The sequence below is a fragment of the Tateyamaria armeniaca genome, from assembly GCF_045797845.1.
Taxonomy (GTDB): Bacteria; Pseudomonadota; Alphaproteobacteria; order Rhodobacterales; family Rhodobacteraceae; genus Tateyamaria; species Tateyamaria armeniaca.
In genome coordinates, this window is record NZ_JBHDIY010000002.1 from 1,977,916 (window position 1) to 1,991,971 (window position 14,056).

Annotated in this window: 11 protein-coding genes; 3 read left to right on the forward strand and 8 right to left on the reverse strand. The window is 60.4% G+C overall.

Going from position 1 to position 14,056, the window contains the following annotated elements; genetic code table 11:
* Nucleotides 1-2 precede the first annotated feature (2 nt).
* The 8 genes from ACERZ8_RS09985 to ACERZ8_RS10020 all read right to left on the reverse strand — a co-directional run bounded on the left by ACERZ8_RS09985 (nucleotide 3) and on the right by ACERZ8_RS10020 (nucleotide 11,583).
* Complete coding sequence (locus ACERZ8_RS09985; RefSeq protein ID WP_407592057.1) at nucleotides 3-2,603, reverse strand: nitrate reductase; 2,601 nt, start codon at nucleotides 2,601-2,603, stop codon at nucleotides 3-5.
* Complete coding sequence (gene nirD / locus ACERZ8_RS09990; protein ID WP_407592058.1) at nucleotides 2,600-2,935, reverse strand: nitrite reductase small subunit NirD; 336 nt, start codon at nucleotides 2,933-2,935, stop codon at nucleotides 2,600-2,602. Before nirD ends, ACERZ8_RS09985 begins: the two co-directional genes overlap by 4 nt.
* The gene (nirB, locus tag ACERZ8_RS09995; RefSeq protein ID WP_407592059.1) at nucleotides 2,932-5,364 is read right to left on the reverse strand and encodes a nitrite reductase large subunit NirB; all 2,433 of its coding nucleotides are present in this window, start codon (nucleotides 5,362-5,364) and stop codon (nucleotides 2,932-2,934) included. Before nirB ends, nirD begins: the two co-directional genes overlap by 4 nt.
* Nucleotides 5,365-5,369: 5 nt before the next feature.
* Nucleotides 5,370-7,046, reverse strand: coding sequence for an ABC transporter ATP-binding protein (locus ACERZ8_RS10000; RefSeq protein ID WP_407592060.1), 1,677 nt, complete (start codon nucleotides 7,044-7,046; stop codon nucleotides 5,370-5,372).
* 5 nt (nucleotides 7,047-7,051) lie between these two features.
* A complete protein-coding gene (locus tag ACERZ8_RS10005; protein ID WP_407592061.1) occupies nucleotides 7,052-8,131 on the reverse strand; it encodes an ABC transporter permease in 1,080 nt (359 codons plus the stop codon).
* 102 nt (nucleotides 8,132-8,233) lie between these two features.
* The gene (locus ACERZ8_RS10010) at nucleotides 8,234-9,562 is read right to left on the reverse strand and encodes a CmpA/NrtA family ABC transporter substrate-binding protein (protein ID WP_407594229.1); all 1,329 of its coding nucleotides are present in this window, start codon (nucleotides 9,560-9,562) and stop codon (nucleotides 8,234-8,236) included.
* 312 nt (nucleotides 9,563-9,874) lie between these two features.
* Nucleotides 9,875-11,014: a CmpA/NrtA family ABC transporter substrate-binding protein gene (locus ACERZ8_RS10015; RefSeq protein WP_407592062.1), complete on the reverse strand. Its 1,140-nt coding sequence runs from the start codon at nucleotides 11,012-11,014 to the stop codon at nucleotides 9,875-9,877.
* A complete protein-coding gene (locus ACERZ8_RS10020; RefSeq protein ID WP_407592063.1) occupies nucleotides 11,011-11,583 on the reverse strand; it encodes an ANTAR domain-containing response regulator in 573 nt (190 codons plus the stop codon). Before ACERZ8_RS10020 ends, ACERZ8_RS10015 begins: the two co-directional genes overlap by 4 nt.
* A 214-nt stretch (nucleotides 11,584-11,797) precedes the next feature.
* On the opposite strand from ACERZ8_RS10020, the gene ACERZ8_RS10025 reads away from it, so the two are divergent.
* Genes ACERZ8_RS10025 through ACERZ8_RS10035 form a run of 3 tightly spaced genes read left to right on the forward strand, consistent with a single transcriptional unit; the run spans nucleotide 11,798 to nucleotide 14,039 of the window.
* Nucleotides 11,798-13,009 (forward strand): NAD(P)/FAD-dependent oxidoreductase, encoded by a 1,212-nt coding sequence (locus ACERZ8_RS10025; RefSeq protein ID WP_407592064.1) that lies wholly within the window; start codon nucleotides 11,798-11,800, stop codon nucleotides 13,007-13,009.
* Nucleotides 13,010-13,023: 14 nt separating this feature from the next.
* A complete protein-coding gene (locus tag ACERZ8_RS10030; RefSeq protein ID WP_407592065.1) occupies nucleotides 13,024-13,860 on the forward strand; it encodes an NAD-dependent epimerase/dehydratase family protein in 837 nt (278 codons plus the stop codon).
* A 5-nt stretch (nucleotides 13,861-13,865) separates the two neighbouring features.
* The gene (locus ACERZ8_RS10035) at nucleotides 13,866-14,039 is read left to right on the forward strand and encodes a hypothetical protein (RefSeq protein ID WP_407592066.1); all 174 of its coding nucleotides are present in this window, start codon (nucleotides 13,866-13,868) and stop codon (nucleotides 14,037-14,039) included.
* Nucleotides 14,040-14,056 lie beyond the last annotated feature (17 nt).

Sequence of the window (14,056 nt, forward strand, 5' to 3'; positions counted from 1 at the left end):
GATCATTCGGCGGCAATGGCGTCGGTTGGCGGCGGCAGCAGACCGGCAAGGTCCGGGCGGCACGCACCGCAATTGGTGCCAGCGCCCGTCGCAGCACCAAGGGCATCCACACTGTCAGCCCCCGCCGCCACTGCGCGACGCAGATCATTCAACCCGACGCCCATGCAGGCACAGACGGTTGCACCGGGATCGGGAGCAGAGGCACTGGCACGGCCCGACAATGCGTCCAGCATCGGCGCGCGTGTGCCAATCAGCGCAACGGCATGGGGTCGGGACACTGCGACCGGGCGTGGGGCGGAAAACATGACGGCCCGCAAGATCCCATCGACCCGAAGTGCGAGGCGCACAAGGCCCGCGCCGTCATCCCGCATCTCGCTGATATCGCCACCATGGATTGATGTCAGGACATTGAACGCCGCGCGTGCATCAGCAGGTGGTTGTTTGTCCGCCAATTCCGCCTGCCAGCCGGTTGCAGTGCGCGCAATGGCGCAGTAGGCGCCAAACTGTTGCAATGGATCGGTCGCGGCGACAAAGCCATACCAAGCAGCGTCAAACCGTTTGGCAGACACACGCCCCGATTTCAGTGCCGGTTGCCCGGACACCGGATCGACCTGCACGCGCACTACGCTGTTCACCGGGCCTGCGGCGCTGCGTTGTCGCGTCCAGTGCATGGGTGCAAACAGTGCGCCCTTGGCCACACGGTCCGTCGGCAGGGCACGCAAAATGCTGCGTTCACCGCCAGCCGTCACTTCCACCAGTTCTGCGGGGCCAAGACCCAAGGTTTTGGCGTCTTGCGGGTGAATTTCGACATAAGGCTCGGCCATGTGCGCACCCAGCCGGGCCGATTTGCCCGTGCGCGTCATTGTGTGCCACTGATCCCGGATGCGACCGGTGTTGAGGTGAAACCCAGCGGTGACCTGCGCCATGGGAGCAGCGACAGGAACCATACGTGCGCGTCCATCAGGGTGATAGAATGCCCCGTCTGCAAAGAAACGCGCGCGGCCTTTTTGCCTGGCAGGCACAGGCCATTGCACGGGGTTCATGTGGGCATAGCCCTCATCTGTGAGGTCTGTCAGACCGCTAATGTCAAAGTCGCGGCCAAAGGACTGCGCGGCCACTGAGAGTGCCGCGTATTCGCGAAAGATTGCCGCCGGGCTGTCATAGTCAAACGCGGTAGCGTGCCCCATCGCGCGCGCAACATCGCAGATGATCCGCCAATCCGGACGGGCTTGCCCCGGCACTGGCAAAAAGGCGCGCTGGCGTGAAATCCGCCGTTCGGAGTTGGTAACTGTGCCGTCCTTTTCACCCCACCCTGCGGCGGGCAGCAGTACATCCGCGAGATCGCCCGTATCTGTGCGCGCCATGATGTCGGACACGACGGAAAACGGCACATTTGCAATGGCTTGGGCGACACCAGCGGCGTCGGGCATGCTGGCCGCTGGATTGGTCGACATGATCCACAGCGCCTGGATCTTACCATCCGCGCAGGCCTGAAACAGATCGACGGCCTTTAGCCCCGGCTTGGTGCAGAGGGTGGGACTGCCCCAGAAACCCTGCACGGTCGCGCGGTGGTCCGCATTTTCGATATCGAGGTGATTGGCCAGCATATTCGCCAGTCCACCGACCTCGCGTCCACCCATGGCGTTGGGTTGTCCTGTAATCGAAAAGGGACCCATACCAGGCCGCCCGATGCGGCCTGTGGCAAGGTGGCAGTTGAGAATGGCGTTCACCTTGTCGGTGCCACAGGCAGATTGGTTCACGCCTTGGGAATAGACAGTGACAACCTTTTCAGTCCCTGCCCAAAGGTCATAAAACTGCCGCAAGATCTCTGTGCTCAAACCGCTGTTGCGCGGATCGGAGCACTCAGCCGCCGCGACCGCCGCGCTGAAACCGCCCACGTGAGCGTCGACATAAGCAGTGTCGATATGCCCCTCTGCCGCCAGATGCGCCAGCAGCCCGTTGAACACCGCAATGTCCCCGTCCGGCGCGATTTGCAGATGCAGATCAGCGAGTTCAGTTGTCGCCGTTCGACGTGGGTCGATGTTCACGACACGCATCCCGGGGCGCGCAGCTTTGGCCGCGGCAATGCGTTGGTGCAGAACAGGATGGCACCAGGCGAGGTTCGACCCCACAAGTACGATCAGGTCCGCCTCTTCCAGATCTTCATAGGTGCCGGGCACTGTGTCCGTGCCAAAAGCACGCTTGTGCCCGGCCACCGACGACGCCATGCAAAGCCTTGAATTCGTATCGATATTGGCTGAACCAATGAAGCCCTTCATCAACTTGTTGGCGACATAGTAGTCTTCGGTCAGTAACTGGCCCGAAACGTAAAAGGCCACGCTGTCTGGCCCGTAATCGCGGATTGCGTCCGTGAATCGATGCGCGACAAGGTTTATCGCACTGTCCCATTCGGCGTTCTGCCCGCCGATGCGCGGGGCCAGCAAACGGCCGTCCAGATCAATTGTTTCGCCAAGTGCCGCACCTTTGGAACACAGCCGGCCATAGTTCGCAGGGTGATCCGGATCGCCTTTTATCGTGCCGTCCGCCGAAGCAATCACTCCGCACCCTACGCCACAGTACGGACAGGTGGTGCAGGTGCTCATGCCGCGCGTCCGGCGCGTAGGCGGGTGGCATCCAGCAGGATACGGCCGTCAACAACGCGGGCGGGGTAGGTCGTGACCTGCCCTTCATCCGGGCCTTGCACCATGCCGGTTTCCAGTGAAATCACCCAGTTGTGCAAGGGGCAAGTAACAGCGGTGCCATGCACAATCCCCTCCGCCAACGGCCCGGCTTTGTGCGGGCAGACGTTATCGAGTGCGTGCACCGTGTTGGAGGCCGTGCGAAAAATGGCCACGCAGCCTGCACGCGATTTGACAACACGTGCACCGCGCACAGGAATGTCAGACACAGCGGCAATGTCGATCCAGTCGCTCATTCGGCGGCCTCCAGCGTCAGATTGGCAATGGGTTGATAGCTTTCGGCCTTTTTCAGCGCGTGCTCCGCCCACGGGTCTTTCTGATAGACAGTCTGGGACAGATCGAACCGCGCGACCAAGGCCGCTCTCTCTTCAGGGTCGGCAATACGCTCACGTATCCACTCCAGCCCCACTTTGTTCATCCATTTGTAGATACGGTCGAGGTACTTGGCGTTCTCACGATAAAGCTGGCTCATCGCCTTGATCACGGCGATGGTTTCTTCTTCAGTTTCGACGTCGATCAACCGCTCGACCTCACGCACATCCATGCCCGCGGCTCCGCCGATCCCGATCTGATAACCGCTGTCGACACAGACCACGCCAATGTCCTTGCACGTCGCTTCTGCACAATTGCGCGGACAACCAGACACGCCCAGCTTCAGCTTGTGCGGCGTCCACGCCCCCCACAGCGCTTTTTCCAGCTTGATACCAAGGCCGGTTGAATCCTGTGTGCCAAAGCGACAGTGATCCGTGCCAACACACGTCTTCACCGTGCGCAAACCCTTGGAATAAGCGTGCCCTGACACCATGCCCGCCGCGTTCAGATCGGCCCAGATGGCGGGCAAATCCTCGCCTTTTACGCCGAGTAAATCGATGCGCTGCCCGCCGGTTACTTTGACGGTCGGCACGGCGAACTTGTCCGCCGCATCGGCGATGGCGCGCAGCTCGTCCGGGGTCGTGATGCCACCCCACATGCGCGGCACAACGGAAAAAGTACCGTCTTTCTGAATGTTTGCATGCTTGCGTTCGTTGATGAAGCGGCTTTGCGGATCGTCCAGATAGTCCAGCGGCCAGTCAGCAATCAGGTAATAGTTCAGCGCCGGGCGACACACATGACACCCATCAACCGTCTTCCACGCGCATTCCTGCCAGACCGCGGCCATGGATTTCAATTCCTGAGACTTGATCATCCGCCGCACGTCCTCGTGGGACAGATCGCAGCATCCGCAGATCGGTTGGGCCGACGGCATGACAAATTCATCGCCCAATGTAACCGCCAGCACCTGTTCGACCAACCCCGTGCAGGTCCCGCAGGACCCCGACGCCTTGGTCACCGACCGAACGGCCCCCAAATCACTCGCGCCCCCTTCGATCGCGTCCACGATCATGCCTTTGCAAATGCCGTTACAGCCACAGATTTCCGCATCACGCGGTAAGGCTGCAACGGCCGCTAACGGGTCCAGGGGGGCACCTCCCTGATAGGCAGGGCCGAATATCAATGTTTCGCGCATCTCTGAAATGTCAGTACGCTCGCGGATCAGGCCAAAGAACCAATTGCTGTTGGCGGTATCACCATACATCACCGTACCGATCACCACATTGTTCTCGATCACCAGACGGCGGTAGACCCCGCGCCCGGGATCGCGAAACACGATGTCCTCGCGCCCCTCGCCATCAGCGAAATCCCCGGCGGAGAACAGATCGCACCCGGTCACCTTCAGCTTGGTGCTCAGCTCTTTCTGAACAAAGGCGGCGTCCTCGCCCAGAATGGTCTGTGCGGCGACTTTCGCCTGATCATAAAGCGGGGCCACAAGGCCAAAGATCGCGCCGTCATGTTCCACACATTCGCCCACGGCTAGAATGTCGGCATCCGAGGTCACCATCTGATCATCCACATGTATGCCGCGCCCCACGGCGAGGCCCGCCTCAGCCGCCAGCGCCACGTTGGGGCGGATGCCCACGGCCATCACCAGCAGATCACAGGGCAGTTCGGTACCATCGTCCAGCAGCAGCGCGCTCACATGCCCATCAGCGCCAAGGATCTCCCCGGAGTTCGCCTGACACATCACGGTGATGCCCTTGTCGACCAAGGCTTTGCGCAGCAGATAGCCCGCCGCCTCGTCCAGTTGCCGCTCCATCAGGTGGCCCATGATGTGCACAACGGTCACGTCCACTCCGCGGGCGGCCATACCTGCGGCAGCCTCAAGACCCAGCAAACCGCCGCCAATCACAACCACCTTGTTGCCCGCACCCAGCGCCATCATCCGCTCGGTGTCTTCGAGATCGCGATAGGCGATGACGCCCTCCAGATCGTGGCCGGGCAGCGGGATCATGAACGGGTTCGACCCGGTGCCAAGGATCAGCTTGTCATAAGGCAGCACATCGCCGTTCTGGGCTGTCACAGTCTTGGCCGCACGATCAATCGACGCCACGCGTTCACCAAACCGGCAAGTCACCCCATTGGCGGCATACCAATCGGCATCGTGGGTCACGATCTCTTCGTAGTTCTTGTCGCCCGCAAGCACTGGCGACAGCATGATGCGGTTGTAATTCCCCCGCGGCTCGGCGTTGAACAGGGTGACGTTCACATCCGCCCCTGCCTCAAACAGATGCTCCAGCGCGCGACCCGTGGCCATGCCGGCCCCGATGACCATGATGTTCTGAGTCATGTCTGTCACTCCGCTGCAATCGCTGTGGGTTTCGGTTTGGGCGCATTGCCGTGTTCGTATTCCTCAAGGAAATCAAGAACATCCTGTCGGTAGGCATAGTAATCGGGATGCTCCAGCAGCGCCTTGCGGGTGCGGGGACGGGGCAGGTCGACGTCGACGATCTTGCCGATGGTCGCTTGCGGCCCGTTGGTCATCATCACCACGCGGTCGGCGAGCAAGATCGCCTCGTCCACGTCGTGGGTGACGCAAATGGCGGTGACCTTGGTGCGGGACCACACCTCCATCAGCACCTCCTGCAATTCCCAGCGGGTAAGGCTGTCGAGCATGCCAAAGGGCTCATCCAGCAGCAGCAGTTTCGGCGATAGGGCAAAGGCGCGGGCGATGCCGACGCGCTGTTTCATCCCGTTGGAGAGGCTATCCGACTGCTTGTCCATCGCATCCGCCAGACCGACACGCTCAAGATAGTACTCCACCACCTCCTGCCGCTCGATCCGGCTCGCATTTGGATAGACCTTGTCCACCCCGATCGCGACATTCTCTTTCGCCGACAGCCACGGAAACAAGTTGGGCGACTGAAACACTACAGCGCGTTCGGGATCAGCACCTTCGACGTGACGGCCATCCAGCTTGATCGCACCTTGAGAAATCTCGTTCAGCCCGGCGGCCATCGTCAGCACCGTGGACTTGCCGCATCCCGAATGGCCAATCAGCGAAATGAACTCACCACGATTGATCTTGAGGTCGAAATCCTCAACCACGGTGAGCGGGCCCTTGGGGGTGGGATAAACCTTGTGCAGCTGCGAGAAATCCAGAAACCGGTTCTCGATCAGGCCCTTCTGGGCGTCGGCAACGGCCGAGGGCACACCGTGGATCGGGGTCACGTCCGGCAACTGGCGTGTGCCTTCGATCTTGGCTTCGATCCCGACATCCATCAGGTACTTTGTCACGTCCGCGCGCAACCGCTTGAACGTTTCGTTGTGATTCATCTCAATCCGGTCGCGGGGGCGCGGGATGGATACTTTGAACTCTTCACCCAAGCTGCCGTCCGGGTTCAGCGCGATGATGCGGTCGGCCAGAATGATCGCCTCGTCCACGTCATTGGTGATCAGCACGCAGGTCTTCTTGTCAGCTTCCCAGATATGCTCGATCTCGTCCGCAAGATTGGCACGGGTCAGGGCATCGAGCGCGGACAAGGGTTCGTCCAGCAGCAAAATCTCAGGGTTCATCGCCAAGGCGCGCGCGACATTCACCCGCTGGCGCATACCGCCCGACAATTCCGCGGGACGGCGCATCGCCGCGTGGCTCAGCCCAACCATGTTCACGTAGTGGTCGACCTTGGCGGCACGCTCTGCTTTGGACAGACGCTTATGGATCGTATCAACCGCCAGACGCACATTTCCGTTCACCGTGAGCCAGGGCATCAGCGAATAGCTTTGAAAAATCACGCCGCGCTCGGGGCCGGGGCCGGTGATCGGCGCACCCTTGAAGTTAACCGTACCACTGGTGGGTGCATCCAGACCCGCCATCAGATTGATCAGTGTGGTCTTGCCCGACCCGGAAAAGCCGAGAAGGACCAGAAACTCCCCGTCTTGCACCTCAAGGCTGATGTCCTTCAATACGTCGGTGCGATGAATGCCAGAGCCGTAGGATTTCGAAACATGTTTGAACTCAATCACTGACATTGCACTCACCGATTGTTCGTAAAGGTGAACATGGACTGGATCGCGTACATCAGCCGATCCAGCAGAAAGCCGATGATGCCGATGGTGAACACGGCCACCATGATCTTGGCGAGCGATTGCGAGGACCCGTTCTGGAACTCATCCCAGACGAATTTGCCAAGACCGGGGTTTTGCGCCAGCATCTCGGCGGCAATCAGCACCATCCAGCCCACGCCAAGGGACAGGCGCAGCCCGGTGAAGATCAGTGGCAGGGCCGAGGGCAGGACCAGCTTGGTCACCTTGGTCCATGTGTTCATCTTCAGCACTTTCGACACACTGACGAGGTCCTTGTCGATACTCGCAACCCCCAGCGTCGTGTTGATCAGCGTCGGCCAGAGAGAGCACAGCGTGACCGTGATGGCCGAGGTGAGAAAGGATTTGGCAAACCAGCCGTCTGAGGCATAGGTGGCGGACACGACCATGGTCACAATCGGCAACCAAGCAAGCGGCGAGACGGGTTTGAATATCTGGATCAATGGGTTGATCGCCGCACTCACCAACGGGCTGAGGCCCGCAGCGATGCCCAGTGGAATGGCGATGACCGACGCCAGCAAAAAGCCAAAAAATACGGTTTGGATCGACGTCCAGATCTGGTCGTAATATGTCGGTTTGCCGGTATAGACCCGCTCGCGGACACGGTCTTCGCGCCCGTCCGCGATCAGCTTGGCATTGCGCTCGTCCTGCCGGATGTAAAAGGCCGCTTCTTTCTCACGCTCGCGGACGGCATCGTCGTTGAGGTTGCCGACCTGTTCCCAGACCTGCGCCGGTCCGGGAATGGCCCCTAACGAGGTCTGGACTTTGGGTGCCAGTGCAGACCATGCGGCCAAAAACAGGAGGATGGCCAGAAGCGGAACGCCGAGCAAACGCCAGATCTCCTTGCCTTGGGCGCGCGGGTTGTCCCCGGCGGCGGCTTTCAGAACCGGAGTCAGCCAGGCAAAGCCCAGAACCTGAAACCATTTGTCAGCCGTGTTGATCCGGGTGAACAGGCGTTGGCGGCGGGCTTCGCGCGCCTCGTCCTGCAGCTCGGATGGGTCGATGGCGGTCATGTCAGGTCTCTCCCGGCTTGGTGTCTGTAGGTGTTAAACGACTGGCGCTGCGTTGCAGCGGACCGGGGCAGGTGCAGTGACCGCCCCGGTCCGCCCTCGGGCTTACCCTTCGACCTGATTGCCAACGACCTTCTGCTCCCCCTTCAACCCGATTGGCAGGCTGTCGAGGTAGGCATTGGGCGTGCGGCCATCATAGGGAATGCCGTCGATGATATCCTCGGCTGGCGTCGCAGCCTTGAACCCGTCGCTGTCCCAAGGAAAGTCCGCTGCGTCCGCTAGACCCTCATCCACCAGCATGCGCGCGGCTTCGAGATAGATGGCGGGTTTGTAGACTTCGGCGGCTGTGTCGAAATACCACTGATCCGTTTTAGCCTCGGCAATCTGCCCCCAGCGGCGCATCTGCGTCAGGTACCAGATCGCGTCTGAATAGAACGGGTAGGTCGCGTTGTAGCGAAAGAAGACGTTGAAATCGGGGGCCGGGCGGCGGTCCCCCTTTTCGAACTCAAAGAACCCGGTCATTGAATTGGCAATGACTTCGTAATCCGCGCCCACATATTCCGAGCGGCTGAGGATTTCGACCGCTTCCTCGCGGTTGGCGTTGTCGTTTTCATCCAGCCAGATGGCCGCACGGATCAGGGCCTTGGTAATGGCCAGCGTGGTGTTGGGGTTTTCCTCGGCAAAGTCTGCGTTCAGGCCGAACACTTTTTCGGGGTTGTTCTTCCACATGTCGTAGTCGGTTATGACCGGCACGCCGATGCCTTTGAACACCGCCTGCTGGTTCCACGGCTCACCCACGGCGTATCCATATATGGTGCCTGCCTCCATTGTGGCCGGCATCTGTGGGGGTGGAGTGACGCTCAACAGCACATCGGCGCCGATCTGACCCGACACGTCCTCAGGGCTGTAAAAGCCCGGTTCCAGCCCACCAGCAGCCAGCCAGTAGCGAATTTCGTAGTTGTGGGTCGAGACCGGAAACACCATGCCCATGTTGAACGGTAGGCCCTGATCCTTGTAATCCTCAACGACGGGCGCAAGGGCTTCGGCGCTGATCGGGTGCTGTGGGCGACCGTCATCCATCAATGGCACATGGGGCTTCATCGCGTCCCAGATTTCATTGGACACGGTGATGCCATTGCCATTCAGGTCCATGGAAAAGGGCGTGATGATATGGGCCTCGGTGCCGTATCCGATGGTTGCGGCCAAGGGTTGACCGGCCAGCATGTGCGCGCCGTCCAGTTGTCCGTCGATCACGCCATCCAGCAGCACTTTCCAGTTGGCCTGCGCTTCAAGCGTGACGAACAGGCCTTCGTCTTCGAAGTAGCCATTCTCGTAAGCGATGGCGAGCGGGGCCATATCCGTGAGCTTGATGAATCCGAACGTGAGTTCGTCCTTTTCAAGATCCAGCAGTTCGGCATGTGAAACCGATCCCATCAGGGCAGCAACGGTTCCAACAGCGGCAAAGAGTCGTGTCATGCAGAATGTCCTTTCGACAACAAAAAAAAGCCGCCCGTACCGGACGCGAGGGAGGAGGAACGCGTGACCCGGGACGAGCGACTTTGCTCTTGAGAAGAGCCCCCGACTGTGGAGGCGATGGGAAGCATCTGTGCTTCGTTACCATCACGCTAGCGCGGGGTCTGTTGGTCCGACAATACTCTTTTGGCGATTCACTGCGGTTTTATGCTGCGATGCAGCGAATGCCACTTTTTTGATCAGGTTGCCTGTGCGAAATCGTAGGTTCTGCCGTCAAAAAAAGCATCCGGCCCAAGAATCATTTGCCCTTTTGTGGATGCAACTGCGGTCGCATGGGCCAGGGCGCCTTCGACTTTGGCCGAGGCCCCCGGCATATCCACCCCCATCGGCCCAAGATGCGTGCGGTACGAGATCGGGGCGCATCGTGTCTTGGGCCACGCGGATGGCGTGGGCACGGTCGATGCCGGTCAGCTGACTGATTTGCTCGCCGATCCATGCCGCCTGACTGCGCCATGGAAAGTTCGTCGCACGGTCATGAAAGCGGACAAAATCGGGCACGTGCACCGGCGGCCCGTCATGCCGCGTGGCAAACCGTCCTGTCAAAGCGTGTTCCACTGCAGCCACGGGCAGGTTCAGATGTGCGCTGCGGGCGAGGATTTCGATAGCCAGCACGCGGTTGTCGGGCTGATCAAGCCAGTGCGCGGCGCGCGACACCGCCCGCATCAGGCTGCCAACGGATTTTGTATTGTCGTCGATCCACGTGCGCCGCGCGGCCAGTACCTTTTCCGGGGCCTGCGCCCAGATGGCGACGCCGGGCAGAATCAATTCACCGACCCCAGCCCCCACCGCGACCGACCCCCAGGGTTCACCGACGCAGAAAACGTCCAACTCTCCGGCAGTGACGGCGTCGGCCATTAAGGGCGGGGGCGTGGTGATGATCTGGATATCCGTCGCGGCACCCGCGTGCCTGATCCAGTATTCAAACAGCAGACGATGCATCGAAAACGGAAAGGGCACACCAACCCGCAAGGGGCGGTTGAGCGCGCCAAGCATAGGCCCAAGAGTTTCCGCGGGATCGTCAAAGCCACTGTGCCAACCCTTCGCCCGCATCGCATCAGCCATCATGGACGATACCCCGATCACCGTGCCATTCGCAGACAGCACCATCAGCGCATCGATCTGTGCAGGCGGGCCGCTCAGCCCCAGCGACATCGCTGTGGGCATGGGGGACAGCATATGGGCCACATCGAGGTGACCGAGTGCGAGCAAATCGCGCAATGCCGCCCAGGATGGCTGCGGCAACAGGTTCAACGCGATCCCTTCGTCCGCGGCAAAGCGCAACTCTTGCGCCACGATCAGCGGCGCGCTGTCCACCAGTGGAACATAGCCGCAATTGAGGCGCGCTGTGCTCATAACAGCAGATCCGAGGCGGTCAACAAAGCCTGTGCCACGTCAATCACCTTGCGGTTCTGCGACATCGCCGTCTTGCGCAGCAGCGCATAGGCCTCTTCCTCGCTGATGCCACGGGCGCGCATGATCATGCCCTTGGCGCGGTCCACGGTCTTGCGATCGGCAAGCGCCTGTTTCGCGGCCTCCAACTCCAGCCGCATCTGGCTCATCATTTTGAAACGCGCGATGGCCGTTTTCAGAACGGGTCTGATCCGCTCGGGCTGCAACTCGCCCACGACATAGGCAGACAGGCCAGCGGTCACGGCGGCTTGGGTCATCTCGTCGTCCGAGTGATCGACGAACATGGCCACGGGACGGCTTTGGGCGTTCGAGGCGGCACTGATCTGCTCAAGCGCATCCCGGCTGGGGTTCGCCAGGTCGATCAGGACAAGATCGGGGTTCAGCGCCGCAAGCTTACGCGCCAGGCCGATGACGTCGCCCAGAACGACAACATCGTTCCATCCATCTTCGGTCAGGGCGTCGATGATCTCTCGTGCGCGGTCTGCGTCGGGTTCGACAACTGCTATCTTCATGTCATTGGCCACGCCTATGGGTCTGCGAGAGAGACCGGGATGCCAATGTGCCGTATGCCCCCGCGTCCCGATTGCGCCTGCACCTTTCCAGCGTCGATGCGCATCCGGGCGCAGTGCCCGAAAATTGGGCGGCTGCAAAAATCCTGTCTGGCGCAGTTCGCGATTTGCGCTCAAGGTGCGCGGAACCGCCAAGGGGTGTCGCGAAAGGACGATTATGGTTGCGCAATCAGCAAAGCCGACACAGACCAGCTATGACGTTGTCATCGTCGGCGGGGCGATCATGGGGGCCTCAACCGCGTGGTTTCTGATGGATAATCCCGACTTTGACGGCTCTGTCCTCGTGATCGAGCGGGACATGACCTATGCCAACTGCTCGACCGCCCACACCAACAGCTGCATGCGCCAACAGTTTTCAACCGAGCTGAACGTGCGCATCAGCCAGTTTGCGGCCGATTTCGTCAAGAACCTGCGGAGTCACATGGGCGGGGACACACGCGTGCCGGAGCTGAGCATTCGCAACTTTGGCTATATGTATCTGGCTGACACCGAAACCTTTGCAGATGTGTTGCGCGGCAATGCGGCTGTGCAACGTGCGGCCGGAACGGCCACGCAATTGATGAGCGTGGATGAGATCAAGGCAGCTTATCCTTTCTATAATGTCGGCGACATTGTCCTTGGTTCGATCAATACGGTGGACGAGGGGTATTGGGACGGCGCTGCTGTTTTTGACTGGTGGCGGCGGCAGTCGCGCGAGCGCGGTGTCGAATATGTCCAGAACGAAGTGGTTGCCATGACCCGCACCGGTGCGCGTATCGACAGTGTGACCCTCGCGAGCGGAGAGGTCATCGCCTGCGGGCATGTCGTCAATGCCTCTGGGCCGCGCGCGGCACGCACGGCGAAAATGGCGGGCCTCGACGTGCCGGTCGAGCCGCGCAAACGCTATTCCTGGGTGTTTTCAGCAGAACAGCCGCTCGACCGCGATCTGCCGCTGACCATCGACCCGTCGGGCGTGCATGTGCGCGAAAACGGCGGTGGCACGTATCAATGTGGCGGGCACGCAGATGTCGACCCGGCTGTGGACTATGACGATTTCGCCATGGACCACAGCTTGTTTGAAAACCACGTCTGGCCGATCCTTGCCACCCGTATCCCCGCCTTTGAGGCGATCAAAGTGACCAGCGAATGGGCCGGACACTATGCGATGAACACGCTTGATCATAACGCGATCACTGGGCCGCACCCCGAGGTCGGCAATTTCATCTTTCTCAACGGCTTTTCCGGGCATGGACTGCAACAATCCCCGGCGATGGGGCGCGGCACCGCCGAATGGTTGACCTATGGGGCGTACCGGACGCTGGACCTGACGCCCTTCCATTATGACCGGGTTGTGCAAGACCGCCCGATCCTTGAAAAAGCAGTGATTTAGGCAGGAGCGGACACATGAAAAAACTGGTACTCACAGGGGCTGCAGGCAGCCTGGGGTCACGGCTTCGCGCGCCATTGGCTGCGATGTGCGATGAACTGGTTTCGACTGACATCGTGGACAGCATCGACGACCTTGGCGCGAACGAGACGTACGTAAAGGCCGACATCGCCGACATGAACGCGGTCGAGCCGCTGCTGGAAGGGGCCGATATGGTGATCCACTTTGGCGCGGTGGTGGACGAAGCCCCGTTCGAGGAACTGCTCGGCCCCAACTTCATCGGGGCCTACAATGTGTGGGAGGCTTCACATCGCCATGGCGTGCGCCGGGTCGTCTATGCATCCTCCATTCACGCTGTGGGGATGTATCCCAAGAACGAGGCCATCGGCATCGATGTGCCCCACCGACCCGACACGTTCTATGGCCTCGCCAAGTGCTTTGCCGAAGACCTCGGGCGCATGTACTGGGAAAAACGCGGGCTGGAATCCGTTTGCCTGCGTATCTACTCCTGCGCGCCTGTCACCAATCCGCGCGCCGTTGGCAGTTGGCTCAGCTATGACGACATGATCCTGCTGGTCAAACGATCCATCGAAACGCCGATCACCGGCTTTTCCATCATCTACGGCATCTCGGACAACGACCGCGCGCCTGTCGACAATTCCGGGGCGCGGCATCTGGGATACCGCCCGCGCGACAACGCAGAACAGTTCGCAGAAGAGATTTATGCCAAGGCAGAACCGCTTGATCCCCAGAACCCGTCGCACTACTGCCACGGCGGACCATTTGCCGGCATTCCTTTGGGCAAAAGCGCGATGTCCCTGCTTAATCTGAAAAAGGACGACGCGGACAGCTGATGTGGATGGAAAATCTGCAATGGCGCAACTGGTCGCAAAAGATCTTACTTCAGATGCGCGAGCGTCGTGTTGATTCAGCCAATACTACGATCGCGTATCACGAGAACTTTTGCGAAATGGCGCTGATTTTCGAACAATTGCACCGCTTAGGCTTGGAAAAATTCACACCCCGCCCGTAACCCGTCGCACGTGTCGC